This window comes from Rhodococcus sp. BP-160 (assembly GCF_019836205.1).
In the GTDB taxonomy this organism is placed as follows: Bacteria; Actinomycetota; Actinomycetes; order Mycobacteriales; family Mycobacteriaceae; genus Rhodococcoides.
The window spans coordinates 589,984-614,760 of record NZ_JABUEK010000003.1 but is presented as its reverse complement, the minus strand read 5'-3'; the positions used below and the strand labels follow the sequence as shown (position 1 = coordinate 614,760).

Sequence of the window (24,777 nt, the reverse complement as noted above, 5' to 3'; positions counted from 1 at the left end):
CTGACAGGCCGGACGAGATGCGCGGGGTCGACGGGGCATTACGCTGGTCCGCGCAGGGTCACGTTGTCGACGAGAGAATTCGGGGTAACCGAGGCTCATGTCCACGGAACAGCACAGCATCGACGAGCCCGTCGCGCCGCCACCCCTCGACGAGGGCGCCCTCCTCGGCGCACTCGCCGCCTGGCTGCCGGAACAGCGGTGGTTCTCCGCCAAGGGTCACACCGTCACCGGAGTGCATCTGCTCACGCGGGAGACGCTGGCCACCACGTCCGAGCTCGTGGTCGAGCACGTACTCGTGCGGGTGGACCTCGAGGGCACCGAGCCCCAGATCTTCCAGGTGCCCCTCGGTGTCCGAGCCTCGGTGGACGAGGACCTCGACCCGTGGGTCGTCACTCGGGACGGCGGCGCGGTGGTGTTCGACGCCCTGCGTGATCCCGATGCCATCTCGGTCTACTCCGACCTCCTGGCCACCGGCGGGACCGGCGAGGTGCGCTTCCTGGCGATGCCGGGCAGCGACCTGCAGACCGGCCTGCGCGGAAAGGTGCTGGGCGCCGAACAGTCGAACACGTCGGTCATCCTGGGCGACCACCATCTGCTGAAGATCTTCCGGCGCGTCACGATCGGCATCAATCCCGACGTGGAGCTGCACCGGGCGTTGGGCCAGGCGGGGTGCGAGAACGTCGCGCCGCTGCGCGGATGGATGGAAGCGGACATCGACCACACCGAGACGACCCTCGCCATGGCGCAGGACTTCGTGGCGGGATCCACCGAGGGGTGGACCACCGCGCAGGCCAGCGTGCGGGACGTCCTGGCCAGCGGTGACGTGACGACGTCCGACTTCACGAGCGAGGCCCGCGAGCTGGGCCGCGCCGTCGCCTCCGTGCACGCCGATCTCGCGTCGGTGCTGGGCACGTCCCTGGCGCCGGCGGCCGGTACGGCGGCCGACATCTCCGCTCGCGTGGAGACGGCACTGCCGGTGATCGCCGACCTGGAGCAGTACCTCCCGCGCATCCGGGCCCTGATCGACCAGGCAGCGGGCACGGGCGGCATCGACACCCAGCGCATCCACGGTGACCTGCATCTGGGGCAGGTGCTCCGCACGTCGGAGCGGTGGGTCCTCATCGACTTCGAGGGCGAACCGTCGAAGACGTTCGAGGAGCGGCGCACTCCGGACAGCACGCTGCGCGACGTGGCAGGGATGATCCGCTCTTTCGACTACGCCGCCATGAGCCACGTCGTCGAGATCGAGGATTCGCAGGAACGGGCGCGACTCGAGCCCGTGGCGCGGGAGTGGGTGGAGCGCAACGTGTCCGCATTCTGCGACGGCTACACCGAGGTGGCGGGACACGACCCGCGCATCTCGTGGGCGCTGCTGCGAGCGTACGAGATGGACAAGGCCGTGTACGAGGCCGTCTACGAGGCGCGCAACCGCCCGACCTGGCTCTCGATCCCCCTGCACGCCATCGAGCGGCTCGTCGCGGAGTGACCTCGCGGACGGTCGCCGTGCTGAGGGCGGCCGGATGCGTGTTCGCCGAGGACGAGGCAGCTCTGCTGATCGGCGAGGCTCCGGACGAGAGCACGCTGGCCGACTGGATCGCGCGCCGTGTCGCCGGGGAGCCGCTCGAGTACATCGTGGGGTGGGCGCAGTTCCACGGGGGCCGCGTGCTCGTCGAGCCCGGCGTCTTCGTGCCGCGCCGACGGACCGAGGCCATGGTGGACGCGGCGCTCGGCCGACTCGGCGGCGGCGTGCTGCTCGATCTGTGCTGCGGCTCGGGTGCCGTGGCCGCCGCGGTGGTGCGCTCGGCGCCGGGGTCCACGGTGTACGCCTCCGACATCGACCCGGTGGCGGTGGCGTGCGCTCGTCGAAATCTGCCGGGCTGCACGGTCTTCGAGAGCGACACCTTCGCCGCGATACCGACGCACCTGCGCCACGGGATCGCCGTCGTCACCGCCAACACGCCGTACGTTCCCTCGTCGGCCATCGAGACCATGCCGCCCGAGGCGCGGGATCACGAACCCCGCGTCACCCTCGACGGTGGACCGGACGGACTGGACGTCCAGCGCCGCGTGGCCGCACAGGCACGCGACTGGCTGGCACCCGGCGGATCACTGATCGTGGAGGCGTCCGCGGCCCAGGCCGACACGGTGCGACAGATCTTCGCTGCCGCCGGTCTGGAGCCGACGGTGGTACACGACGAGGACCGGGACGCCACCATGGTGATCGGGCGAGGGACGCTCGATCAGGGCTGACCGAACCGCCCGGACTGGAAGTCCTCGAACGCCTGGAGCACCTCGGCCTTGGTGTTCATGACGAACGGCCCGGCCATCGCGACGGGCTCGCGGATCGGCTCGCCTCCGAGAACGAACATCTCCATCGACTCGGTGCCCTCGGCGGCGGCGAAGGTCAGGGTGTCGCCCGAGCCGTAGACCGTGGTCTGACCTGTGCGTACGGGCCGCCGCTCGGTGCCGACGGTGCCGGATCCGCCCAGCACGTAGGCGATGGCGTTGTAGCGCGCGTTCCAGGGCAGGGTCACCGAGGCACCCGGGGCGACGGTGACATGGGACAGCGTGATCGGCGTGTAGGTCGATCCCGGTCCCTGGTGGCCGTCCATCTCGCCGGCGATGACGCGCACCAGCGCGCCGCCGTCCGGGCTCGAGAGGAGAGCGACCTCGCGGCCGGTGATGTCCTGGTACCGCGGCGCCGCCATCTTGTTGCTGCGCGGGAGGTTGACCCACAGCTGCACGCCGTGGAACAGCCCGCCCGAGACGACGAGGTGCTCCGGCGGGGCCTCGATGTGCAGGATGCCGCTGCCCGCGGTCATCCACTGGGTGTCGCCGCCGGTGATGGAACCGCCACCGCCGTGCGAGTCCTGGTGATCCATGATCCCGTCGATCATGTAGGTGACCGTCTCGAAGCCGCGGTGCGGGTGCCACGGTGTGCCCTTGGGCTCGCCCGGCGCGTAGTTCACCTCGCCCATCTGGTCCATGTGGATGAAGGGGTCGAGGTACTTCATGTCGACGCCCGCGAAGGCACGTCGGACCGGGAACCCCTCGCCCTCGTAGCCGGTGGGGGCGGTGGTGACGGCGCGGACCGGCCGGTTCACCGAGCCGGGCTGCGGCGTGGAGATGCGGGGGAGCGCGAGAACGTTGTCGACGGTCACTGCGGGCATGTCGGCCTCCTGGGATAAAGTTGACGAATCAACTACTTGCCCGGCTCAACCGCGAGGGGCCCGTCCTTGTTCCCCGGCCGGATCCACGTGCAGATCGAACCAGTCGAGGGTGCGCGACCACGCGTCGTACGCGGCCCGTTCGTTGTAGACGGCGGGTCGATCGTTGCAGTGGAAGCCGTGCTCGGCGTCGGGATAGCGGGCGATGCGAGTGTCCACCTGCGCGTCGGTGACGGCGGCGTTCAGCGAATCGACGTCGTCGACCGGGATCCCGGTGTCGAGGTCGCCGAAGAACCCGTGCCACGGCGTTCGCAGTGCCGTGGCGCCGTCGAGCAGCGGCGGGTAGCCGAAGCGACCCTCGCGGATGCCGCCGCCGTAGAACGTGGCCGCGGCACCGAGTGGGCGCCGCACCGCCGTCTCGAAGGCGACGGTGCCGCCCATGCAGAACCCGACGATCGCGCACCCGCTCGGTCCGTAGCCGTACCCGGCCAACTCGTCGAACGCGGCATCGACGTCCTGGTCGATCTCCTCGGCCTTCAGTGCGCCGATGAGGTCCATCGCGGTGCTCATGTCGTCGTACGACACCACCGGATCACCGGCCCGGTGGAAGAGATGCGGGGCCACGGCGATCCATCCTGCCGAGGCGAAGCGGCCGCAGACCTCCGCGATGTGGTCGGTCACGCCGAACGCCTCCTGGACGACGACGACACCGCCTCGTATCGGACTTTCCGGGACGCGTGTGGTGAAAGTGATGGCCATCCCACCATCAGATCACGAGAATCTCGGTGTTCCATGTGTGAACTGTGTGAAACGGGGAAACCGCGCCGAGGAACCAGCAGGAGGCTGCCATGACATCGACCCTGAACAACCCCGGAGCAGCGACGCCGCAGGAGCCGACCGGGCCGCCGCCGACGTTCGAGGTCGGTGCGCGGGTACGCACCCGGCACTCGATCGACCGCGACTCGGATCCGACGACGTGGCCTCTCGAGACGGGATCGATCGTCGAGGACTTCGCCGACTTCGTGGACTCGTCGTCCGTGGGTCGGGACTGGGCCGTGGCGCACCGGTGGGCGGTGGCCCTGGACAACGGGTGCCTGGTGTTCCGCGACACCGACGACCTCGAGGCCGCCGGCGACCTGACCCCTGCCGCCGAGACGTCAGCGCGGAAGCAGTAGCACCAGCACGGTCACGCCGGCGATGACGATGGCCGCGCGGAACGGCGTCCGCCCGCTGCTCGTCGACGCGATCCATGCGGCGACGACCACGACGGCCAGAGCGGCTCCGCCCGCTGCGGTCGACACCCCGGTGCGCCCGAGAGCCCCGCTCCCCACGACCCCCACGATCGATGCGGTGACGAGCACCCCCGCGGCGAGTGGAGCGACCACGCGAGCAGGGAGTCGGTGTGCCAGCCCGCGGACTCCCGTCGCCGTGTCGTCGGCGATGTCGGGCAGCACGTTGACCAGGTGGGCGCCGAAGCCGAGCAGCGCCCCTACCGTGATCATCCACCACGGCGGCATCGCGTCGGCCACGGTGAGCGAGACGACCACGGGCGCCGATCCGAACGCGACGGTGTACGGCAGCCACGACACGACGGTGGATTTCAGACCCACGTTGTAGGCGAGGGCCGACCCGACTCCCAGCACGAGGTGCACCGCACCCGGGACGACGCCGCACAGCATCGAGAACACCACGCAGACCACCGCCGCGACCGCGACGCTCACCCGCACGGTGGCGGGGTCGAGGCGGCCGACGGCGAGCGGTTTGTCCGTGCGGCCGACCGCGGTGTCCCGCGGGGCGTCGATCAGATCGTTGGTCCAACCGACGATCAGTTGCCCGCTCAGCACCGCCACGACCACGACGACGAGGAGCCCCGCCGAGGGTGGGCCGATGCTGACCGACAGCAGTGCGACGAACGTCGTGACCGCGGCGGCGGGGCCGGGGTGGGAGGCGACGAGGAGAGCGGAGAGTCGACTGCCCATGTACCGGAACAGTACTCAGCTGGCGCGAGCGTCCTCGCGTGCCGGGGCTCCCGCGTCCCGCTCCCGGCGGGCGTCCTCGAGCACGACGAGCCTGCCGAGTGCCGTGCGCGCGTGCATCTGCTGCTGCGTGACGGTCAGCTGGGTGCGCGCTCGGCCGAGGAACGTCCACGTCCAGTTGAAGACGGTGGTGAGTCGGCTCTTGAATCCGACGATGTAGACGAGGTGCACCGCGAGCCACATCAGCCATGCCAGGAAGCCGGTGATCTTGACGGGTCCCACCTGCGCCACGGCCGAGAATCGCGTCACGGTCGCCATGCTGCCCTTGTCCCGGTAGCGGAACGGGGTGCGCTCGGGGCGCGGTGTGTCGGTGGCAGCGGCGCGGACGTCGGCAGTGATGCACCGCGCGGCGTAGCGGCCGCCCTGGATCGCCACCTGGGCGACGCCGGGGAGCTTGTCGCGCGCCATCATGTCGCCGACCACGAAGACCTCGGGGTGGCCCGGCAGTGTCAGATCGGCCTCGACGAGCACGCGGCCCGCGCGGTCCACCTCGGCCCCGGACTTCGCCGCGAGCTGTGCCGCGAGCGGGCTCGCGGAGACACCGGCCGACCAGACCTTGCAGGAGGACTCGATGCGGCGCTCGGTGCCGTCGCTGTCGCGGACCGATAGTCCGTCGGCGTCGACGTCGGTGACCGCGGCGCCCAGCTCGACCTCGACGCCGACCTTCTCGAGACGTCGTCGAGCATTCTCGCCCAGCGAGTCGGCGAAGGGCGGCAACACCTTCGGGGCCGCGTCGAGCAGAATCACGCGGGCGTCGCGGCTGTCGATCGTGCGGAACGTTCCGGCGAGGGTGCGGCGTGAGAGCTCGGCGATCTGGCCCGCCATCTCGACACCCGTGGGGCCGGCGCCGACGACGACGAACGTGAGCAGCCGTGCGCGCTCGACGGGGTCGGTGGTGAGTTCGGCGGCGTCGAACGCGTTCATGATGCGCCCGCGCAGCTCGAGGGCGTCGTCGAGCGTCTTCATGCCGGGGGCGAACTCGGCGAAGTGATCGTTGCCGAAGTAGGACTGGCCGGCGCCCGCGGCGACGACGAGGCTGTCGTACGGAGTGACGGTGACGCGGCCACGGCTGACCGAGACGACGGTGCGCGCCTCGAGGTCCACTTCCGTGACGTCGCCGAGCACGACGGCGGCATTCGCCTGGTTCTTGAGGATGAGACGGGTGGAGGGCGCGATCTCGCCCTCGGAGAGGATGCCGGTGGCCACCTGGTAGAGCAACGGCTGGAAGAGGTGGTGCGCGGTGCGCGCCACGATCGTCACGTCGACGTCGCTGCGACGCAGGGCCTTGGTCGCGAACAGGCCGCCGAATCCGGAGCCGACGACGACGACGCGGTGCGGGGCTGTGGTGGTGGTCACGGTGCCCGTTCCTCTCACTTCACGTGGCCGACCTGCGGGTCCGCCTCCGACGGGGTTTCCGTCTGTGACCCAGACCATACACGGCGCGCTCGATTTGTCAGAACAAATAGGTGGAACAGGGCGAACGCCTACGATTCGAGCATGGATCGCCCCGTGGTCGCCCTCGAGAACGCCGACGCCGTGTACGAGTACTACCGGGAGCATCAGCAGAATCGACGCGTCACGCGGCTCGCCTACGGGGCTCTCGCCGGACGGTTCCGACCCCGCGTCCGGTACGGCGACGGTGCTCGCGAACGCCTCCGCGCCCTCATCTACGACGACACGCGGTTCATCCTGGCCGTGAACCACGTCAGCGAGACCGACCCGTACACGGTCGCCGCCGCCGCGTGGTCCAGCGCGCTGCGACCCGTCATCGGCCGCACCCGCGTCCTGGCCAAGGACGAGCTGTTCGTCGAGACCGAACCGAACCGCCCGCGGACCCGCCGCATCGCCGAGCGGACGTCGCAACGACGTCGCATCGAGATGATGGGCGGCATCCCGGTGTTCCGCAGCCGCGACCACGGTCTGCGCGCCGTGTCTCGGGCCGGCAATCTCATGATGGACGTGTGTGCCGAAAGGCTCTCTCGTGGTGACGATCTCGCGATCTTCCCGGAGGGCACGTGCAACGACGGTGATCCGACGGTGCTCCAGCACGTCGGGAGCGGGATCGGGCACATCGTCGCGCGCGCACGGACTCGCGGCGTCGAACCGAGGCTCGTGGTGATGGGGCTGCACTACGGACCGCCGCCCGGCAGGTACCGCTCGGCGAGCGTGCACATCGACGTGCCGGACATCGTGCTCCCCGACAAGCCGGTCTCCATCGCGCGCACCGTCGCCGAGTACCTTCAGGTGGCCGTGGAGTTGTCGGTCCGCCAGTACTGACTGGTGGTTTTGTCCGGTCGGACCGAAATGTCATGTGCTGCATCGTTGTTCACATTCGGTTCGGCTCCTGCTCGCCTGCCATGCGCCTGACGTCGAGGTGACGGGAGCAGCGTCGTCTCCATGGTGGAGAACGCACTGAATCCGGCCGGGGAGATCGTCGACACAGGAGTCCCCGCCCACATCGCGGCGAACGCTTCCATCGCCGAGCAGCACGACTGGCACCTGAGCAATCTCCGTCGCCATCGGGTGTCCCGTCGCAACTTCCTCGTGGGTGCTGCCGCCGTCGCCGCGGCGGCCGGGGTGGGAAACCCCGGATGGAATCGCGTCGCCTACGCGCAGGACGCGCCGCTGACCGTCGGAGGACGGCATCTCTCCTTCGGCTCCGACGCCGCGACGCAGCTCCGGTTCTCGGCGCAGCTCTCCCGCAATCCCGGACTCACCGGGGTGTTTCTCGACCACGGTCCGACCCCGGCACTGGGCGCCACGACGTCGGCCGAGGTGCGCAACCTGGTGAGCCAGGTACCGCGGTCCGACGGCGGCATCCTGGCGGCCGAGCAGTTCTACGTGCACGTTCCGGTGGACGGGCTCACTCCGCGTCTTCCGCACTACTACCGGTGGCGCACCGCCGACGGCTACGTCAGCGATGTCCGCAGTGCCGCACCGGCTCTGCCGCCGGGCCGGCTCGCGCCGTTCCGGTTCACGATGATGGGAGATCAAGGCGTCGACGAGACGCCGACCCAGCCTCCCGGCCTGAAGCCCGGTGACTACGACGATCTGTACTACAAGCCCGACAACGAGCCGTCGGCCAAGCACGCGGCCAACATCGTGCGCCAGATCGCCGACTCGCGGCCCGACTTCCACATTCTCGCGGGCGACATCGCGTACGCGGACCCGTCGGGACAGGGCCGCACTCCTCGCTTCGTACCCAGTGGCGGCACCGTCGACAAGGCCTTCGACAAGTTCAACCCGTACGTCTGGGACGGCTACCTCGCGGCGATCGAGCAGAGCGCGGCGTCGACGCCCTGGCTCTTCGCGACCGGAAATCACGACATGGAGGCGCTGTACGGGCCGAACGGATACGGCGGCCACGCAGCACGATTGGACCAGCCGGACAACGGCCCCGCCGGGTGCCCGTCGGTCTACTCGTTCGTCCACGGCAACGTCGCCGTGCTCTCGCTCGACGCCAACGACGTCTCGAACGAGATCCGCGCGAACACGGGCTACAGCGGCGGACGTCAGACGGGATGGGTGGAGTCGACCCTGGCGCGCTACCGGGCCGATCCGGCCGTCGACTTCATCGTCTGCTTCTTCCACCACTGCGCGTACTCGACGACGAAGGACCACGCGAGCGACGGCGGCGTCCGCAGTGCGTGGGCGGGGCTCTTCGACCGGTACCACGTCGATGTGGTGCTGCAGGCGCACAACCACGTGTTCGAGCGGTCCGATCCGATCCGCGGCGGCTCGCCGACCCGCGTCGCCGGTGACCGGTCGGAGGTCACCTCCGTCTCGGACGCCACCGTCTACTACACGGTGGGCGGCGGTGGGCGCCCGCGTTACGGGTTCCAGGACGGCGAACCCGAGAGCTACCGCGGCAACGAGGTGGCCGACACGTCGGTGCCGAACAGCTACGTCGTCGCCGCGGACGGCTCGAAGGTGCCCGAGTCGCTCACCTGGTCACGGGTGCGATTCCGCAACTACTCGTTCGTCCGCGCGGACGTGACGCCCGGGATCCCCGGCATCACACCGAGTCGGATGCGCATCTCCGCGGTCGACGAGTACGGGCGGGAGTTCGACGAGGTCACCTTCCGTCGCGAGCTGCCGCTCGCGTTCGGCAGCTAGCTGCCGGCGATGTGACCGTCGGCAGCTAGCTGCCGGCGATGTTCACCATCCAGCCGATCCCGAACCGGTCGGTGAGCATCCCGAAGGTGTCGCCCCACGGGGCCGTCTCGAGCGGGACGCCGAGGGTGCCGCCCGCGGCGAGCGCGTCCCAGTAGCCGCGCAGTTCTGGCTCGTCGTCGCCGCTCAGGGACACCGTGCCGTTGGTGCTCACCTCCATCGACGACGGAGTGTCGGCGCCCATCAGCGTGAAGCCGCTCAGGGTGTCGAGCTGACCGTGCATGACGTTGCCCGACTCGGACTCCTCGACGGGCATGCCCGAGTCACCGAACGTCGACAGCGTGAGTTCTCCGCCGAACACGGTGCGATAGAACTCCATCGCCTCCCGCGCCGTGTCCCGGAACGACAGGTACGGATTGAGTCGGGTCGTCATGGTGAGCCTCTTTCTCGAGCAGGGGTGGTCCGCCGACTCCTGTGACTTGATAGAAAGAGTGGGAGCCGCGGGGTTTCGGGGCCGAGATGAGAAAGAGGGTAGTCGTGAGCGAGCAGGTCAGGACAGCAATCGTCACGGGAAGTGCGCGAGGAATCGGTGCCGCCGTCGCCCGACGTCTCGCCGCGGACGGCTTCGGTGTCGCCGTCGTCGATCTCGACGAGGCGGCGTGTGCCGGCACGGTCGACGCGATCACCGCAGCCGGTGGTCAGGCCATCGCCGTCGGCGCGAACGTCGCGGACGAGCAGTCGGTCGTCTCTGCGGTCGAGCGCATCGCCACCGACTTCGGGGCGCCCACGGTGCTGGTGAACAACGCCGGCATCCTGCGCGACAATCTTCTCTTCAAGATGTCGGTCGACGACTGGGACGCCGTGCTCGGCGTGCATCTGCGCGGATCGTTCCTCATGTCCCGCGAGGTGCAGAAGCATCAGGTCGAGGCCAAGTGGGGACGCATCGTCAACCTGTCGTCCACCTCGGCGCTGGGCAACCGCGGTCAGGCCAACTACGCGGCCGCCAAGGCCGGCATGCAGGGCTTCACCAAGACCCTCGCCATCGAGCTGGGCCGCTACAACGTCACCGTCAACGCGATCGCACCCGGCTTCATCGAGACGGAGATGACGGCGGCGACGGCCGAGCGCGTCGGCGTGCCGTTCGAGGACTTCAAGAAGGGTGCCGCGTCGCAGATCCCGGTCAACCGCATCGGTCAGCCCGAGGACATCGCCCACACGGCATCCTTCTTCTGCAGTGAGGGTGCAGGATTCGTGTCCGGCCAGGTCGTGTACGTCGCGGGCGGGCCGAAAGACTGACGTGAAGTTGCTGCTGCTCGCCGACACCCACGTCCCCACCCGCGCGCGGGATCTGCCCGCCGCGGTGTGGGACGCGGTGGACGCGGCCGACCTGGTGGTGCACGCGGGTGACTGGATGGCGCCGTCGTTGCTGGACGCGCTCGAGGAGCGGTCGACCGATCTGCTCGCCTGCTGGGGCAACAACGACGGTGACGATCTCCGTGCGCGGTTGCCGGAGGTCGCACGGCGGACGGTCGAGGGCGTACGCATGGTGGTGACGCACGAGACCGGGGCGAAGGGGGGACGGGAGAAGCGGATGGACGCGCAGTTCCCGGACACCGACCTGCTCGTGTTCGGGCACAGCCACATTCCGTGGGACACGCTGTCCGACAACGGGATGCGCCTGCTCAACCCGGGTTCGCCGACCGACCGTCGGCGGCAACCGCACTGCACCTACATGACGCTGACCCTGAGCGGCGGTGCCGTCTCGGACGTCGTGGTGCACGAGCTGTGACGCGCATCGACGCCTGGACGTGGTCGGTGCGGCTGTTCAAGACGCGCTCCGCCGCCGCGTCGGCGTGCCGCGGCGGACACGTGAAGATCAACGGCAGCGCCGCCAAGCCGGCGCAGCACGTGGTGCCCGGTGACGAGGTACGCATCCGCGCAGGGGGATTCGAGAAGATCGTCGAGGTCACTCAGCTCGTGAACAAGCGAGTGGGAGCCCCGGCCGCGGTGGCGTGCTACATCGACCGGAGCCCGCCCCCACCGCCACGGGAACTGTTCGCCGCGGTGCCCGTTCGCGATCGCGGAGCCGGGAGGCCGACGAAGCGGGACCGGCGCGAGATCGACCGGTTGCGGGCGGCACCGCCGAGCGAGTGACGCGCGGCGGTCCCGCCACCGGCGTCAGCGCAGCAGTGCGCGCGACATGACGACGCGCTGAATCTGGTTGGTGCCTTCGTAGATCTGCGTGATCTTGGCGTCACGCATCATGCGCTCGACAGGGAAGTCGCGCGTGTAGCCGGCGCCACCGAAGAGCTGCACCGCGTCGGTGGTCACCTTCATGGCGACGTCCGAGGCGAAGCACTTGGAGGCGGCGGAGATGAAGCCGAGGTTCTTCTCGCCGCGCTCGGCGCGAGCGGCTGCCGAGTACACCATGAGGCGGGCCGCCTCGATCTCCATCGCCATGTCGGCGAGCATGAACTCGACGCCCTGGAACGTGCTGATGGCCTTGCCGAACTGCTTGCGGTCCTTGGTGTACGCGATGGCCGCGTCGAGAGCGCCCTGCGCGATGCCGACGGCCTGCGCGCCGATGGTGGGACGGGTGTGGTCGAGCGTCGCGAGTGCCGTCTTGAAGCCGGTGCCGGGCTCACCGATGATGCGGTCTCCGGGGATGCGGCAGTTCTCGAAGTACAGCTCGCGGGTGGGGCTGCCCTTGATGCCGAGCTTGCGCTCCTTCTCGCCGACCGAGAAGCCCTCGTCGTCCTTGTGCACCATGAACGCCGAGATGCCGTTGGCCTTCTTCTCGGGATCGGTGACGGCCATGACGGTGTACCAGGTCGACTTGCCGGCGTTGGTGATCCACGCCTTCGAGCCGTTCAGGATCCAGTCGTCGCCGTCCGCCTTGGCGCGGGTCTTCATGCCGGCGGCGTCGGAGCCCGCCTCACGCTCGGACAGTCCGTAGGAGGCCATCTCGCCCTCGGCGATGGAGGGCAGCACCTTCTGCTTGAGCTCCTCGTTGCCGCTGAGGATGAGGCCCATGGTGCCGAGCTTGTTCACGGCGGGGATCAGGGAGGAGGAACCGCACACGCGGGCGACCTCCTCGATCACCATGCAGGCCGCGACGGAGTCGGCGCCCTGGCCGCCGTACTCCTCGGGAATGTGCACCGCGTTGAAGCCGGAGGCGTTGAGGGCCTTCAGTGCCTCCTCGGGGAAGCGCTCCTGCTCGTCGACCTCGGTGGCGTACGGCGCGATCTCCTTCTCGGAGAGTGCGCGGATGGCCTCGCGGAGCTCGTTGTGCTCGTCGGCGAGCTGGAAGAGGTCGAAGCTGGGGTTGCCGGCCATGGGATGTCCGTTCGTCGTGGTGAGAGGGTCGTGGCACTCGGTGTCACGGAATGTGGCCAGCGTACCGGACCGACCGGCCGGTGACCATGGCTGCGTGGCACTTGGTGTCACTGGTCACGTGTGGGTGCTCCGGACCCGTACCGTCCGTCCCTTATTCTGGTGGTCGTGCACCACCAGGCGACGACCCGTGCGCCGGGTGCCCGGGCAGTCGGCGCGCGCAGGCCGGGCCACCGCGTCGATCTGGACGGTCTCCGCGGGCTGGCGATCGCCCTCGTGGTCGTCTTCCACATCTGGTTCGGCAGGGTCTCGGGCGGTGTCGACGTCTTCCTCGTCCTGTCCGGCTTCTTCTTCACGTCGATGGTGCTGCGCCGCGTCGAGCGAGCCGACGGTCCGGTCCTGCGGCCCCTCGTCGTCCGCACCGCCCGACGCCTGTACCCCGCGGCGGTGGTGGTGTTCGGCGCGGTGGCCCTCTGGACCGTGTGGGACAGACCCTTCACGATGTGGGACGCGACGACGCGGCAGCTCCTCGCGTCGCTGGCGTACGTCCAGAACTGGGAGCTCGCGCGGACCGCGTCCGACTACGCGGCGGCCGATCTGTCGGTCAGTCCGCTCCAGCACCTGTGGTCGATGTCCGTGCAGGTGCAGTTCTACGTCGGTGTCACGGCCGTGGTGTTCCTCGTCGCCGCGGCGTGCCGTCGGTGTGGTCGTCGGGACCTGACCACACCGGTGCTGGTGTCGGTGCTCGCGGTCACCGCCGCGGTGTCGTTCACCTATGCGGCCGACATCGGCCGCACCCACCAGGGGTGGGCCTACTACGACACCGGGGCGCGGACGTGGGAACTCGCTGTCGGCGCGATCGCCGGGCTGGTGATCGGTCGAGTGGTGCTGCCGGCCGCGCTACGGGCCGCGGCCGCCGTCGTCGGACTCGCCGCACTGGTGGGCTGTGGGTTCCTCGTCGACGGTGCGGCGCAGTTCCCCGGTCCTGCCGCGCTGGTGCCGGTCGGGGCCGCGATGCTGCTGGTGCTTGCCGGTGCGGGTGCTCCCGAGTCACGAGCACCGGCCGTGACCCGTGCTCTCGAGTCCCGCCCACTGCAGTTCCTCGGCTCCATCGCCTACCCGCTGTACCTGTGGCACTGGCCGATCCTCATCGCGGTGCTCGGAACCGGGCACTCGGTGACCGTGGTGACGGGATCCGCCGTGGTGGTCGTCTCGATCGCCCTGGCCGTCGCCACACGCTCGTGGGTGGAGGAGCCGGTGCACCGTCGGGGCGCGGGCCGCGGCGTCCTCACCGCCCTGGTGACCGTCGGAGCGATCGGCCTCGCCGCGGCGAGCGCGACCTGGCAGGGCTACCTCGATCGAGCGACGGCCCAGCCGACCGCCGACGTGAGCTCCGACGATCGCTACCCGGGGGCGCTCGCGCTCGTCGACGGTGTTCCCGTGCCGGACGCTCCGATGCGACCCACCGTGCTCGATGCGGACCTGGACCTGCCGCAGTCGACGCTGGACGGCTGCATCGCGGACATGACGCAGCGCGAGGTGATCTCGTGCGTGTACGGCGATCCCGACGCGACGCGCACCCTTGCCCTGGCCGGGGGATCGCATGCCGAGCACTGGCTCCCCGCACTCGACCGGATCGGCCGGGATCGCGGGTTCGCCGTGGTGACCTACCTCAAGATGGGGTGCCCGCTCGACATCGGCGAGCCGCTCCTGGTGGATCTGCCCTACCCGGACTGCCGGGACTGGTCCTCGGACGTGCTCGACATCCTCGCGTCGGACCGCCCCGACTGGGTGTTCACCACCTCGACGCGGCCGAGCCCCACGGAGTTCGGCGACGTCACACCCGACGCGTACCTCGACGTCTGGGCACGCTTCTCCGCGCTCGCTCTTCCCGTCGTGGCCGTGCGGGACACTCCGTGGCTCAGCCGGGAGGGCGTCCCGTATCGCGCCGCGGACTGCCTTGCCGACGGCGGCGACAGCGAGTCGTGCGGACTGCCGCGCAGCGAGGTCCTGTCCGAGATCGATCCGGCCCGCGCCGCGTCGCTGCCGTTCCCCTCGGTGGTTCCCGTCGACTTCTCCGATGCGGTCTGCGGTCCCGACGTGTGTCGCGTCGTCGAAGGAAACGTGCTGGTCTACCACGATTCCCACCACCTGTCGGCGACGTACGTCCGGTCGCTCGTGCCGGTGGTCGACAGCACGCTCGGCGAGGTCACGGGGTGGTGGTGAGACCGTCCCCGAAGTGCTGTGCGAGCAGGGTCGTGACGTCGGCGACCGACGTCCCCGGCGGCAACACGAGTGCGGTGGGCCGGTCTCCCGCGGTGTCGGTGACGAACCGCCGCTTCACCGCCCCGAGGGCGCGCCGGACGTCCTCGACCTCCACTCGGGCCCCGTCGCGAAGCCACGTGCGCAGCAGGTAGTTGTGCGTCGCCGTGACCGCGGCGGCGAACTGCACCAGGGAGAGCGGCTCCTGCGTCGGGGCGCCGCGGCGCAGGGTGTCGACGAAGACGCGCTCGTACCGCAGCACCATCACCAGTTCGCGCTCGCGCAGGGCGGGCACCGTCTGCAGGACGCGGTAGCGGCGACGGGTGGTGTCCGGCGTGCCGGAGAACCGGGCGAACACGCGCGCGGCGGCCTCGCACACGGCGTCGTACGGGTCGAGGTCGGTCGTTCCCAGGAAGTCCTGCACATGGGCGAGGGTGGCGTCGTGGTCGAGGAAGACCACGTCCTCCTTGGACCGGAACTGCCGGAAGAACGTGCGGCGCGACAGCCCCGCGCTCTCTGCGATCTGGTCGACCGTGGTGGCCTCGTACCCCTTGCTCTCGAAGAGCTCCAGCGCCGCACCCATGACCTCGAGGCGAAACCGGGCGTCCTCGGTTTCTCGCGGTTCGTCGTGGGCGGCCATGGCTTCACGGTAGCGTGAACTGCTCGGACCGGTGAGCTGCCGGAACGCACGTGACGGTGAAGGGGCGAGGTCGTGGCGTTGGTGATGGGTGTCGATTCGTCCACCCAGTCGTGCAAAATCGTTGTTCGGGACGCGGATTCCGGTGAGCTGGTCCGCCACGGTCGGGCCGGCCATCCCGACGGCACCGAGATCGACCCGGCCCGGTGGCACGAGGCTCTCGAGACCGCTCTCGCGGACGCCGGTGGAATGGACGGCGTCGACGCGGTCTCCGTCGGAGCGCAGCAGCACGGCATGGTGTGTCTCGACGAGGCGGGCGAGACCGTCCGACCGGCGTTGCTGTGGAACGACACTCGCTCCGCCGAGTCGGCGCGCGACCTGGTGACCGAGCTGGGTGGAGGCCAGGAGTGGGCCGACGCCGTGGGCGTGGTGCCGGTCGCGTCCATCACCGCGGCAAAGCTGCGGTGGCTCGCGGATCACGAGCCGGAGAACGCCGATCGCACTGCGGCAGTCTGTCTTCCGCACGACTGGCTGTCCTGGCGCCTCGGCGGTGCTCGCGGACTCGACGCCCTGGCCACGGATCGGGGTGACGCCAGCGGCACGGGATACTTCTCGGCGGCCACGAACGAGTACCGCGTCGATCTGCTCGGTCTCGCGCTACGCGGGCGCACCCCGCACGTGCCCACCGTGGCGGCGCCCTCGACACGGATCGGCACGACTTCCGGAGGCGCGGCCATCGGGCCCGGAACCGGTGACAATGCCGCTGCGGCACTGGCTCTGGGTGCCGGCGAGGGTGACCTGGTGGTCTCCATCGGCACGTCCGGCGTCGTCTCGGCCGTGTCCGCCGTGGCTCCTCGCGACCCGTCGGGACTGGTGGCCGGCTTCGCCGACGCCACCGGTCGTCAACTGCCTCTCGTCTGCACGCTGAACGCCGCGCGCGTGCTCGATGCGACCGCGCGCCTGCTCGGCGTCGACCACGACGAGCTGTCGCGGCTCGCGCTGTCCACGGAGAGCCGGGGACTGGTCATGGTGCCGTACCTCGAGGGGGAGCGCACACCGAACAGGCCCGGCGCGACCGGCGCGATTCATGGCCTGCGCCTGGGTAATTCGACCCCGGCGCACCTCGCGCGCGCCGCGATCGAGGGTCTGCTGTGCAGTCTCGCCGACGGGATCGACCACCTGGTGGCGCAGGGTGCGACCGTGTCGCGAGTGCTGCTCGTCGGCGGGGGCGCGAAATCCGAGGCGGTGCGCGTCCTCGCGCCGGGAGTCTTCGGCATGCCCGTCGACGTCCCGCCGCCCGGTGAGTACGTGGCCGACGGGGCCGCGCGCCAGGCGGCCTGGGTGCTGTCCGGCGGGGCCGAACCGCCCACCTGGGCCGCGGCGGACATTCCCCGGTACGAGGCGGAACCGACCCCGGCGGTGCGCGAACGGTACGCCGAGGTGCGGGACCTGACGGAGGGTGCCGGGTAGGTCAGCGCCCCGTGGCGTTCGACTCGTCGTCGGCGTGGGTCATGGCAGCGAGGTGCATCTCGTCGACGGTGGCCGAGTCGGGTGTGTAGTCGACTCTGTCCGACTTCGCCAGCACGCCCTCCATGTGCGCGATGTAGGCCATCTGCATGATCTTCGTCGGCTCCTCCTCGAAGAGGCGGGCGTACGCATCCTGCCGGGCGTCACCCGTGAGCTGGCCGGCCGCGGCGATCTCCGCGTCGAACTCCGGTGTTCCGTAGGCACTCTGGAATCCGTCACTCGTGAAGTACTGGTCGACGGTGAAGGCCGAGTCACCCGCCTGATTGCCGTGCTGGATGACCAGGAGGTACGGGCCGGCGTCGGCGGGGAAGGGGCGCTCCTGGTACTGCGACGTACCGGCCGAGTCCATCATCTCGATCGAGATGTTCATGCCCAGTTCGGACAGTGCGTTCTGGACGACCTCGAGGGTCTCGTTGACCTTCGGGAACTGACCGGTACGGCCGATCAGTCGGATCTTCGCATCGACCGGCACGCCGTCCGCTCGTGCCTCGTCGAGCAGTGCTCGCGCCTTCTCCGTGTCGTACGGCCACGCCTCGAGATCGTCGTCGTACCCGACGACTCCCGGCGAGACCAACTGGGCCGCCGGGCGTCCCAGATCGCGAAAGAGGGCGTGCACGATGCCGTTCCGGTTGATGGAATAGTTGATCGCCTGCCGCACCCGGATGTCGTCCAGGGGTGGCTCCCCCACCTGGATCCGAACCGCGGTGGTCTCGTTGTTCGGGTAGGCCACACCCAGGTCCCCGGCACCGTCCTCCGGTCCGATACCGGTCGCGATGTCGGCCTCGTCTCCCGAGACCATCGACGCGCGGATGCTGCCTTCGCTGCGCCACTGGTAGACGGCACGGGCGAACTCCGGCCGAGGCCCCCAGTACCGATCGTTGCGCACCAGGGTCAGCCGCTGGCCGTAGTCCCAGGTGTCGAGAGCGAACGGTCCGGTGCCGACCGGTTCCCGCTCGCGTTCCGTGATGCTGGCGGTGCGTGGGACCATCTCCACGAACGAGATCCGCAGCGGGAGGATGGGATCCGGGTTCGGCGCTGCCACCGTCAGGGTCAGCGGATCGACGACGGCCACGGTCAGATCGGCGTCGCCGAACACGTATCCCTCGACGTTGCATCCGATGTCGGAGTTCACGGTGCGCTCGATGGAGTGCGCGGCGTCCGCGGCCTCGAACGGTCGACCGTCGCTGAAGGTGACTCCGGGGTGCAGACGGAACGTCCACTGGCGGTCGGAGTTCTGTTCCCAGGAGTCGGCAAGCTTGGGTTCGAGATCACCGGTGGTGGGGTTCCGCTCCATGAGAGGTTCGGTGATGTTCGACCGCGTGACGACGCCGATCGAGGTCTGCGAGACGTCGCACGCCTCGAGCGTCGGGGGTTCCTGACTCAGGACGATGCGCAGGGTGTCCGGATCGGTGACCGAGCTGCGGTCCGTGTTGGCCACGGAGCACGCCGAGGCGGTGAGCGCGAGGACGAGCACGCCTGCGAGCGTCCCGGATCGGTGTCGCGGTGCAGGGCTCATGTCGACCTCCGGGTATGACGTCCGAGTGGACGGGGGATTCGAGTGACACCGGACAGGTGGGCTGTGGTGATCGGATCCTGTGACGGTGGACACAACGTAGGAGCGGTTGTCGAGGTCGTCAACGGCGTCGAGCCGTCGTCGAGACCGTCCGCGTCACCATCGAGGCGACGACGCCGACGCCGCTCGAGTCACCCACCTGCGGCAATACGTGGTCAGAGATCGACCGGTCCGGATCGTGAACCGACACATGCGATTTCCGCATCGTTCGATGCCGATGTGGTGCGACCGGAGCGCCACTCGTCGGGACATGCAGTGATGCTCGGTCGGCATCGACCGATGCGACATCAGTGTTGGACGCGCATCAGTGCGGCTTCTAGCGTGTGAGCTGGACCACGTACCCGATGGAGGAGCCGACTGTGACCGACACGCGAGAGACCCCCGAGCGCAGCACCACCCGGCCGACCAGCGGGCTCACCGCGCCCGACGCGGCCGTTCGTGCGCTCGCGCCCGGGGCCGCCACGATCGATCGCATCGCGGACGTCACCCTGCGCTCCGTCGTTCTCCCTCTGGCCACACCGATCAGCGACGCGAAAGTGCTGACCGGACGGCAGAAGCCGATGACGGAGGTGGTGTTCCTCTTCGTCGAGATACGCACCGAGCAGGGGCACGAGGGCATCGGGTTCAGCTACTCCAAACGTGCCGGCGGCCCTGCGCAGTTCGCCCACGCGCGAGAGATCGCGCCTGTGCTGATCGGTCAGGATCCCAGTGACATCGGTAAGATCTGGAGCTCTCTCGTCTGGGCCGGTGCCTCCGTCGGTCGCAGCGGCGTCGCCACCCAGGCGATCGCGGCCGTCGACATCGCACTGTGGGACCTGAAGGCGAAGCGCGCCGGGCTCCCGCTCGCGAAACTCATCGGCTCCACCCGTGATGCCGTGCAGACGTACAACACGTCCGGCGGCTTCCTGCACACCCCGATCGAGGAGGTGCTGGAGAACGCGACCGCGTCTCTCGCGGCCGGCATCGGCGGTATCAAACTGAAGGTGGGACAGCCGGACTGGCGCCAGGACATCGCTCGGGTGACCGCAGTGCGCGAGCACCTGGGTGACGACGTGCCCCTGATGGTCGACGCGAACCAGCAGTGGGACCGACCGACGGCGACCCGGATGTGCCGCATTCTCGAACAGTTCGATCTGGTGTGGATCGAGGAACCACTCGACGCCTACGACGCCGAGGGCCACGCCATGCTCGCGCGGACCTTCGACACGTCCATCGCGACCGGTGAGATGCTGGCCAGTGTCGGCGAGCACGTGCGCCTGATCGAGGCCGGGTCCGTCGACATCATCCAGCCCGACGCGCCGCGCATCGGTGGGATCACGCAGTTCCTGAAGCTCGCAGGACTCGCCGAGCATCACGGCCTGCAGATGGCGCCGCACTTCGCGATGGAGATCCACCTGCATCTCGCGGCTGCCTATCCTCTGCAGACCTGGGTGGAGCACTTCGACTGGTTGGATCCGCTGTTCGAGGAGCACCTGGAGACGCGGGACGGGCGGATGCACCTGTCCGAACGTCCTGGCCTCGGCTTCACCCTGAGCGAGCAGGCGCACGCGTGGACCGTGGCGGAGGTGCACGTCGATCGCTGAAGAGTGACCGGCGTCACCTTGTCGGACAGCCTATTGCCCAGATCACACCTGAAGGAATATGTTGTGCTCCGCAACATACAACCGAAGGGACGATCGATGCAGAACACAAGGCTCGCCCTCACCGCGGCGGGTATCGGTCTGGTCATGGCACTCACCGCGTGTGGCAGCAACTCCAGCAGCGACAGCGGCAGCGGAGACTCCGGCGGATCCGGCAACGGCGGCACCAAGGTCGGCGTCATCCTGCCCGACACCAAGTCGTCCGCACGCTACGAGTCGCAGGACCGACCGCTCCTGCAGAAGGCGCTGAGCGACGCGGGTCTCGATCCGATCATCCAGAACGCGGAGGGCGACACCACCAAGTTCTCGTCCATCGCCGACTCGATGATCAGCCAGGGTGCGAAGGTCATCCTGATGAGCAATCTCTCGTCCGAGTCCGGTGCCGCCGTGCAGAAGAAGGCTACCGAAGCGGGCGTCGCCACCATCGACTACGACCGACTCACCCTCGGCGGCTCGGCCGACTACTACGTCTCCTTCGACAGCACCACCGTCGGCAACCTGCAGGGTCAGGGCCTGGTGGACTGCGTGGGCGCGAAGCCCGGCGCGCAGATCATCCAGATCAACGGCTCGCCGACCGACAACAACGCCACGCTGTTCAAGGCCGGCGCGCTCGAGGTGCTGCAGCCGAAGTACGACTCCGGCGACCTGCGCCTCGCGGGCGACCAGGCCATCCCCGAGTGGGACAACCAGGTCGGCGGCACCACCTTCGAGCAGCTGCTCACCGCCAACGGCGGCAAGGTCGACGGCGTTCTCGCCGCCAACGACGGACTCGCGGGCGCCGTCATCACGGTCCTGCAGAAGAACGGCCTGAACGGCACCGTGCCGGTCACCGGTCAGGACGCCACCGAGGACGGACTGAAGGCAGTGCTCCGCGGCGACCAGTGCATGACCGTCTACAAGGACGTCGCGAAGGAGGCGGCCGCTGCCGCCGAGCTCGCCATCGACCTCGCCAAGGGTGACACCGCCGCTGCCGACGCCAAGGCGACGGCGACGTCGGAGGACCCCGAGGGCAACCGTCAGGTGAAGTCGGTCTTGCTGGACCCGGTCACCATCACGCGCGACAACGTCAAGGTCGCCGTCGACGGCGGCGCCGTCTCGGCGGACGCGTTGTGCAGTGGCGACGTGGCTCAGGCCTGCGCGGACGCGGGAATCTCCTGACCACCATGACCGCCGCGGGAGAGCCCGTCCTGCAGTTGCAGGGCATCAACAAGAGTTTCGGTCCGGTGCACGTCCTGCACGACGTCGATCTGACGATCAGGGCAGGAGAGGTCACTGCACTGGTCGGTGACAACGGCGCGGGCAAGTCCACGCTGATCAAGTGCATCGCAGGAATTCACGGCACCGACTCCGGCGAGGTCCGCTTCGGCGGCGAGCCGGTGTCGGTGTCGAATCCGAAAGAGGCTGCGGCGCTGGGTATCGAGGTCGTGTACCAGGACCTCGCCCTGTGCGGCAACCTCGACATCGTGCAGAACATGTTCCTCGGCCGTGAGCGTACGGCCAAGGGTCTGCTCGACGAGGCATCGATGGAACAGGCGGCGCGCGACACCCTCGCGTCGCTGTCGGTGCGCACCGTCAAGTCGGTGCGCACCCCGGTCGCGTCGCTGTCCGGTGGACAGCGGCAGACCGTCGCCATTGCCAAGTCGGTGCTCTGGGAGTCGAAGGTGGTGCTGCTCGACGAGCCCACGGCCGCACTGGGAGTCGCGCAGACGCGACAGGTCCTCGACCTCGTTCGCCGCCTCGCGGACTCGGGTGTGGGAGTGCTGCTCATCAGCCACAACATGAACGACGTCGTCGAGGTGTCCGACTCCGTCGCCGCCCTGTTCCTGGGGCGGATGGCGGCGCAGGTGCGCACGGCGGACGTGTCCGTCGGACGCATCGTCGAGCTCATCACGACCGGCCGCAGCGGTGACCTCGGTCTTCCGTCGGCCGAGGCGAAGGCGGTGACGATATGACCGCCGCACCCGAACAGGACCGCGCCCGGTCCGACTTCTCGATGGACACCGATCGGCGATCGTTCGGCGACGCCGGACGCGACTACGTGGCACGACTGCGCGGCGGCGAGCTGGGGGCACTGCCCGCACTCGCCGGGCTGGTCGTCCTGCTCGTCGTGTTCTCGTCGCTGTCGGGGCAGTTCCTCACCCTCAACAACGTGGCCAATCTGCTCACCCAGGGAGCGGCCACCGCGTTGATCGGCATGGGGCTGGTGTTCGTGCTCCTCCTCGGTGAGATCGACCTCTCCGCCGGCACCGGCTCCGGTGTGGCGGCGGCGATTCTCGCCCTGCACTACACGGAGGGGGGAAACCTGCTCGGCGGCATGGGAACCGGTGTGTTCCTGACGTTCTGCGCCGTTCTGGTGGTGGCCGGAGTGCTCGCGGCGATCACGCGACTGTGGGCGGCCATCGTGCCGGCCGCGATCGCACTCGCCATCGCGCTGCTCGGGGTGCCCGCGAATCCGTGGATCGAGATCGTGCTGGCGATCTGCGTCGGTGCCTCGATCGGCTGCCTCACCGGGTTCCTCGTCTCCCGCGTCGGCATCCCGTCGTTCGTGGTCACGCTGGCACTGTTCCTCGCCTGGGGCGGTGTGGTGCTGCAGCTGATCGGTGAGGGCGGCACCCTCGGAATCTCCGACAACACCGTGCTCTTCGCGGTGGCCAACCGGTCGCTCCCGGTGTGGGCGAGTTGGGTGCTGTTCGCGGTGGTCGTCGGCGGATTCGCGGCGATCAACCTCTCGCGCCAGCGCACTCGGCTGAAGCAGGGACTGACGGCTCCCCCGACGTCGCTGTTGCTGGTCAAGATCGCGGCACTGACGGTGTTCGCCGCCCTCGCCACGTGGGCGATGACGGTGAACCGCAGCCCCAACCCGGCGGTGCTCTCCATCGCCGGTGTGCCGTACGTCGTTCCGATCGTGCTCTTCGTGTTGGTGCTCGCCACGTTCGTCCTCGACCGGACGTCCTACGGTCGGCACGTCTACGCGGTGGGTGGCAACGCGGAGGCGTCGCGGCGAGCGGGTATCGACGTCCGGCGCATCCGCATGAGTGTCTTCGTGGTCAGCTCGACCATCGCGGCACTCGGCGCCATCGTGGCAGCGTCCAAGGTCGGATCCGTGGATCCGCAGGCGGGTGGCGGCAACACGCTGCTGTTCGCCGTCGGCGCCGCCGTCATCGGTGGAACGTCGCTCTTCGGTGGACGTGGTCGCGTGCGGGACGCGGTGATCGGTGCTGCCGTCATCGCGGTGATCGACAACGGACTGCGCCTGCAGGGGCAGTCCGCGGCGGTGGTCTCCATCGTCACCGGTCTCGTGCTGTTGCTCGCGGCCAGTGTCGACGCACTGTCGCGTCGACGAGCTCCGACTGGTCGGTGACAGGCCGACCGGCTCGTTCCGCCCTCGTCCGTAGTGTCCACCTCGGTGGGGCTCGGACGAGGGCGGAACTCGCGGAGGACCTCTCGCTGAACCGGAGCACCGTCAAGACTCTCGTCGACGACCTCGTCGCCGACGGCCTGGTCTCCGAACATCCGTCGTCCGGTGGCGGGGCCGGCCGGCCGTCGCTGGTGGTCGACCCCATCCCGTCCGCCGCCTGGGTACTCGCGGTCGACGCGGCCGTCGACTGGCTGTCCGTCTCCGCGATCGGCTGGGGCGCAGCGGTTCTGGCGGATCTCGACTACGAGGCGGGAGCGGGCCCGGACCCGGCGGACCTGGTGCGCCGCATCGCCGATGCCGCGACCGAGCTCACCCATCGGGTGGGATCGGCCCCGCGTGCAGTGTGTGTCGCCGTACCCGGTCTCGTGCGATCGGCCGACGGTCTCGTGCGCGTCGCACCCAACCTCGGCTGGACCGACGTTCCGCTCGGTCGTCTGATCGGTGAGGCGGTCGGGGTGCGGTGCATCGTCGCCAACGAGTCCGATCTGGGAGTGGTCGCGGAACACACCCGCGGATGCGCCCGCGGCGTGGACGACGTGGTCTACCTCTTCGCGGAGTTCGGTGTGGGTGCCGGAATACTCAGCGCCGGATCACTTCTCGGCGGTTCCGGTGGCTACGCCGGCGAGGTGGGACACATGCGGACCGCCGCCGGCGGGGGCCTCTGCAGCTGCGGAAGCAACGGGTGCTGGGAGCTGTCCGTCGGGCAGGGCGCACTGCGCCGGGCACTCGCGATGCCGGAACCCGCGACGCCGTCCGCGATCGGGCGCGCACTGGCCGACGTCGCCGCCGCCGGGGGTGCCCTGCCGGAGAGCTACATCGAGGCACTGGAGACGGGCGTCTGCACCATCGTCACGATGGTGGACCCCCGCGTCGTCGTGTTCGGCGGCCTCTTCGCCGACGTTCTCCGGGTGCCCTCGGCGATGGCACGCATCACCGAGGGCGTGGGGGAGTGCCTGGTCGGACGCCAGCACGGGGTGGAACTGCACGTCTCGGGCCTGGGTCGGCGGATCTCGGTGATCGGTGCCGCCGAGCTGGCCTTCGCCGAGGTGCTGCAGCGGCTGTAGTGGGCCT

Annotated in this window: 23 protein-coding genes; 15 read left to right on the top strand and 8 right to left on the bottom strand. The window is 69.4% G+C overall.

Features of this window, described 5'->3' with window-relative positions:
* The first annotated feature begins 97 nt into the window (after positions 1-97).
* Together HQ306_RS14785 and HQ306_RS14780 are read left to right on the top strand one after the other, a co-directional pair.
* Positions 98-1,486 (top strand): phosphotransferase, encoded by a 1,389-nt coding sequence (locus tag HQ306_RS14785; protein ID WP_222632245.1) that lies wholly within the window; start codon positions 98-100, stop codon positions 1,484-1,486.
* Positions 1,483-2,250 (top strand): putative protein N(5)-glutamine methyltransferase, encoded by a 768-nt coding sequence (locus HQ306_RS14780; protein ID WP_222632243.1) that lies wholly within the window; start codon positions 1,483-1,485, stop codon positions 2,248-2,250. Before HQ306_RS14785 ends, HQ306_RS14780 begins: the two co-directional genes overlap by 4 nt.
* On the opposite strand, the gene HQ306_RS14775 is transcribed toward HQ306_RS14780, so the two are convergent.
* Entirely contained in the window at positions 2,241-3,170 is a 930-nt protein-coding gene (locus HQ306_RS14775; RefSeq protein WP_222632241.1) for a pirin family protein, read from the bottom strand. The genes HQ306_RS14780 and HQ306_RS14775 overlap by 10 nt on opposite strands.
* A gap of 45 nt (positions 3,171-3,215) precedes the next feature.
* A complete protein-coding gene (locus HQ306_RS14770; RefSeq protein ID WP_222632239.1) occupies positions 3,216-3,926 on the bottom strand; it encodes a dienelactone hydrolase family protein in 711 nt (236 codons plus the stop codon).
* A gap of 89 nt (positions 3,927-4,015) precedes the next feature.
* On the opposite strand from HQ306_RS14770, the gene HQ306_RS14765 reads away from it, so the two are divergent.
* Entirely contained in the window at positions 4,016-4,342 is a 327-nt protein-coding gene (locus tag HQ306_RS14765; protein WP_222632237.1) for a hypothetical protein, read from the top strand.
* On the opposite strand, the gene HQ306_RS14760 is transcribed toward HQ306_RS14765, so the two are convergent.
* The gene (locus tag HQ306_RS14760) at positions 4,325-5,146 is read right to left on the bottom strand and encodes a UbiA family prenyltransferase (RefSeq protein ID WP_037186078.1); all 822 of its coding nucleotides are present in this window, start codon (positions 5,144-5,146) and stop codon (positions 4,325-4,327) included. The genes HQ306_RS14765 and HQ306_RS14760 overlap by 18 nt on opposite strands.
* A 15-nt stretch (positions 5,147-5,161) precedes the next feature.
* The gene (locus HQ306_RS14755; protein WP_027506135.1) at positions 5,162-6,559 is read right to left on the bottom strand and encodes an NAD(P)/FAD-dependent oxidoreductase; all 1,398 of its coding nucleotides are present in this window, start codon (positions 6,557-6,559) and stop codon (positions 5,162-5,164) included.
* A 141-nt stretch (positions 6,560-6,700) separates the two neighbouring features.
* Here HQ306_RS14755 and HQ306_RS14750 point away from each other — a divergent pair, with 141 nt between their 5' ends.
* Positions 6,701-7,480: a 1-acyl-sn-glycerol-3-phosphate acyltransferase gene (locus HQ306_RS14750; protein ID WP_027506136.1), complete on the top strand. Its 780-nt coding sequence runs from the start codon at positions 6,701-6,703 to the stop codon at positions 7,478-7,480.
* Positions 7,481-7,600: 120 nt separating this feature from the next.
* Positions 7,601-9,319, top strand: coding sequence for a metallophosphoesterase (locus tag HQ306_RS14745; protein ID WP_222632235.1), 1,719 nt, complete (start codon positions 7,601-7,603; stop codon positions 9,317-9,319).
* 25 nt (positions 9,320-9,344) lie between these two features.
* Here the strand turns inward: HQ306_RS14745 and HQ306_RS14740 are convergent, their stop codons facing one another.
* A complete protein-coding gene (locus tag HQ306_RS14740; RefSeq protein ID WP_056441148.1) occupies positions 9,345-9,749 on the bottom strand; it encodes a VOC family protein in 405 nt (134 codons plus the stop codon).
* Positions 9,750-9,853: 104 nt separating this feature from the next.
* Between HQ306_RS14740 and HQ306_RS14735 the strand changes: the two genes are divergently transcribed.
* The 3 genes from HQ306_RS14735 to HQ306_RS14725 are packed head-to-tail and all read left to right on the top strand — an operon-like array spanning position 9,854 to position 11,470.
* Positions 9,854-10,612, top strand: a complete 759-nt coding sequence (locus tag HQ306_RS14735) for an SDR family oxidoreductase (RefSeq protein ID WP_027506139.1) — start codon at positions 9,854-9,856, stop codon at positions 10,610-10,612.
* Between the two features lies 1 nt (position 10,613).
* Positions 10,614-11,105, top strand: coding sequence for a metallophosphoesterase (locus HQ306_RS14730; RefSeq protein ID WP_056441151.1), 492 nt, complete (start codon positions 10,614-10,616; stop codon positions 11,103-11,105).
* On the top strand, positions 11,102-11,470 hold the full coding sequence (locus HQ306_RS14725) for an RNA-binding S4 domain-containing protein (RefSeq protein ID WP_027506141.1): 369 nt from the start codon (positions 11,102-11,104) through the stop codon (positions 11,468-11,470). Before HQ306_RS14730 ends, HQ306_RS14725 begins: the two co-directional genes overlap by 4 nt.
* A 24-nt stretch (positions 11,471-11,494) precedes the next feature.
* Here the strand turns inward: HQ306_RS14725 and HQ306_RS14720 are convergent, their stop codons facing one another.
* Positions 11,495-12,652 carry an acyl-CoA dehydrogenase gene (locus HQ306_RS14720; protein WP_056441154.1) on the bottom strand — a complete coding sequence of 386 codons (1,158 nt, stop codon included), beginning with the start codon at positions 12,650-12,652 and terminating at the stop codon, positions 11,495-11,497.
* Positions 12,653-12,817: 165 nt separating this feature from the next.
* On the opposite strand from HQ306_RS14720, the gene HQ306_RS14715 reads away from it, so the two are divergent.
* Positions 12,818-14,875, top strand: a complete 2,058-nt coding sequence (locus tag HQ306_RS14715) for an acyltransferase family protein (RefSeq protein WP_222632233.1) — start codon at positions 12,818-12,820, stop codon at positions 14,873-14,875.
* Here the strand turns inward: HQ306_RS14715 and HQ306_RS14710 are convergent.
* The gene (locus HQ306_RS14710; RefSeq protein ID WP_027506144.1) at positions 14,859-15,551 is read right to left on the bottom strand and encodes a TetR family transcriptional regulator; all 693 of its coding nucleotides are present in this window, start codon (positions 15,549-15,551) and stop codon (positions 14,859-14,861) included. The genes HQ306_RS14715 and HQ306_RS14710 overlap by 17 nt on opposite strands.
* Positions 15,552-15,623: 72 nt before the next feature.
* Here HQ306_RS14710 and HQ306_RS14705 point away from each other — a divergent pair, with 72 nt between their 5' ends.
* The gene (locus HQ306_RS14705) at positions 15,624-17,018 is read left to right on the top strand and encodes a xylulokinase (protein ID WP_222632231.1); all 1,395 of its coding nucleotides are present in this window, start codon (positions 15,624-15,626) and stop codon (positions 17,016-17,018) included.
* Position 17,019: 1 nt separating this feature from the next.
* Here HQ306_RS14705 and HQ306_RS14700 read toward each other — a convergent pair whose 3' ends face one another.
* Positions 17,020-18,591 (bottom strand): ABC transporter substrate-binding protein, encoded by a 1,572-nt coding sequence (locus tag HQ306_RS14700; RefSeq protein WP_222632229.1) that lies wholly within the window; start codon positions 18,589-18,591, stop codon positions 17,020-17,022.
* Positions 18,592-19,007: 416 nt separating this feature from the next.
* Here HQ306_RS14700 and HQ306_RS14695 point away from each other — a divergent pair, with 416 nt between their 5' ends.
* The 5 genes from HQ306_RS14695 (at position 19,008) to HQ306_RS14675 (ending at position 24,770) form a co-directional block, all read left to right on the top strand.
* Positions 19,008-20,231, top strand: a complete 1,224-nt coding sequence (locus tag HQ306_RS14695) for a mandelate racemase/muconate lactonizing enzyme family protein (protein WP_307108118.1) — start codon at positions 19,008-19,010, stop codon at positions 20,229-20,231.
* 96 nt (positions 20,232-20,327) lie between these two features.
* Positions 20,328-21,446: a sugar ABC transporter substrate-binding protein gene (locus HQ306_RS14690; protein WP_222632227.1), complete on the top strand. Its 1,119-nt coding sequence runs from the start codon at positions 20,328-20,330 to the stop codon at positions 21,444-21,446.
* A gap of 5 nt (positions 21,447-21,451) precedes the next feature.
* Positions 21,452-22,240: an ATP-binding cassette domain-containing protein gene (locus HQ306_RS14685; protein WP_222632225.1), complete on the top strand. Its 789-nt coding sequence runs from the start codon at positions 21,452-21,454 to the stop codon at positions 22,238-22,240.
* Positions 22,237-23,649: a sugar ABC transporter permease gene (locus tag HQ306_RS14680; RefSeq protein WP_027506150.1), complete on the top strand. Its 1,413-nt coding sequence runs from the start codon at positions 22,237-22,239 to the stop codon at positions 23,647-23,649. The genes HQ306_RS14685 and HQ306_RS14680 overlap by 4 nt, the downstream gene beginning before the upstream one ends.
* Positions 23,646-24,770 (top strand): ROK family transcriptional regulator, encoded by a 1,125-nt coding sequence (locus tag HQ306_RS14675; RefSeq protein ID WP_222632222.1) that lies wholly within the window; start codon positions 23,646-23,648, stop codon positions 24,768-24,770. The genes HQ306_RS14680 and HQ306_RS14675 overlap by 4 nt, the downstream gene beginning before the upstream one ends.
* Positions 24,771-24,777: the final 7 nt, after the last annotated feature.

Coding starts and splice junctions, on each gene's coding strand:
- HQ306_RS14690 (WP_222632227.1), top strand. CDS start 20,328: ATGCAGAACACAAGGCTCGCCCTCACCGCGGCGGGTATCGGTCTGGTC.
- HQ306_RS14710 (WP_027506144.1), bottom strand. CDS start 15,551: ATGGCCGCCCACGACGAACCGCGAGAAACCGAGGACGCCCGGTTTCGC.
- HQ306_RS14720 (WP_056441154.1), bottom strand. CDS start 12,652: ATGGCCGGCAACCCCAGCTTCGACCTCTTCCAGCTCGCCGACGAGCAC.
- HQ306_RS14680 (WP_027506150.1), top strand. CDS start 22,237: ATGACCGCCGCACCCGAACAGGACCGCGCCCGGTCCGACTTCTCGATG.
- HQ306_RS14740 (WP_056441148.1), bottom strand. CDS start 9,749: ATGACGACCCGACTCAATCCGTACCTGTCGTTCCGGGACACGGCGCGG.
- HQ306_RS14685 (WP_222632225.1), top strand. CDS start 21,452: ATGACCGCCGCGGGAGAGCCCGTCCTGCAGTTGCAGGGCATCAACAAG.
- HQ306_RS14700 (WP_222632229.1), bottom strand. CDS start 18,591: ATGAGCCCTGCACCGCGACACCGATCCGGGACGCTCGCAGGCGTGCTC.
- HQ306_RS14745 (WP_222632235.1), top strand. CDS start 7,601: ATGGTGGAGAACGCACTGAATCCGGCCGGGGAGATCGTCGACACAGGA.
- HQ306_RS14770 (WP_222632239.1), bottom strand. CDS start 3,926: ATGGCCATCACTTTCACCACACGCGTCCCGGAAAGTCCGATACGAGGC.
- HQ306_RS14760 (WP_037186078.1), bottom strand. CDS start 5,146: ATGGGCAGTCGACTCTCCGCTCTCCTCGTCGCCTCCCACCCCGGCCCC.
- HQ306_RS14775 (WP_222632241.1), bottom strand. CDS start 3,170: ATGCCCGCAGTGACCGTCGACAACGTTCTCGCGCTCCCCCGCATCTCC.
- HQ306_RS14785 (WP_222632245.1), top strand. CDS start 98: ATGTCCACGGAACAGCACAGCATCGACGAGCCCGTCGCGCCGCCACCC.
- HQ306_RS14750 (WP_027506136.1), top strand. CDS start 6,701: ATGGATCGCCCCGTGGTCGCCCTCGAGAACGCCGACGCCGTGTACGAG.
- HQ306_RS14765 (WP_222632237.1), top strand. CDS start 4,016: ATGACATCGACCCTGAACAACCCCGGAGCAGCGACGCCGCAGGAGCCG.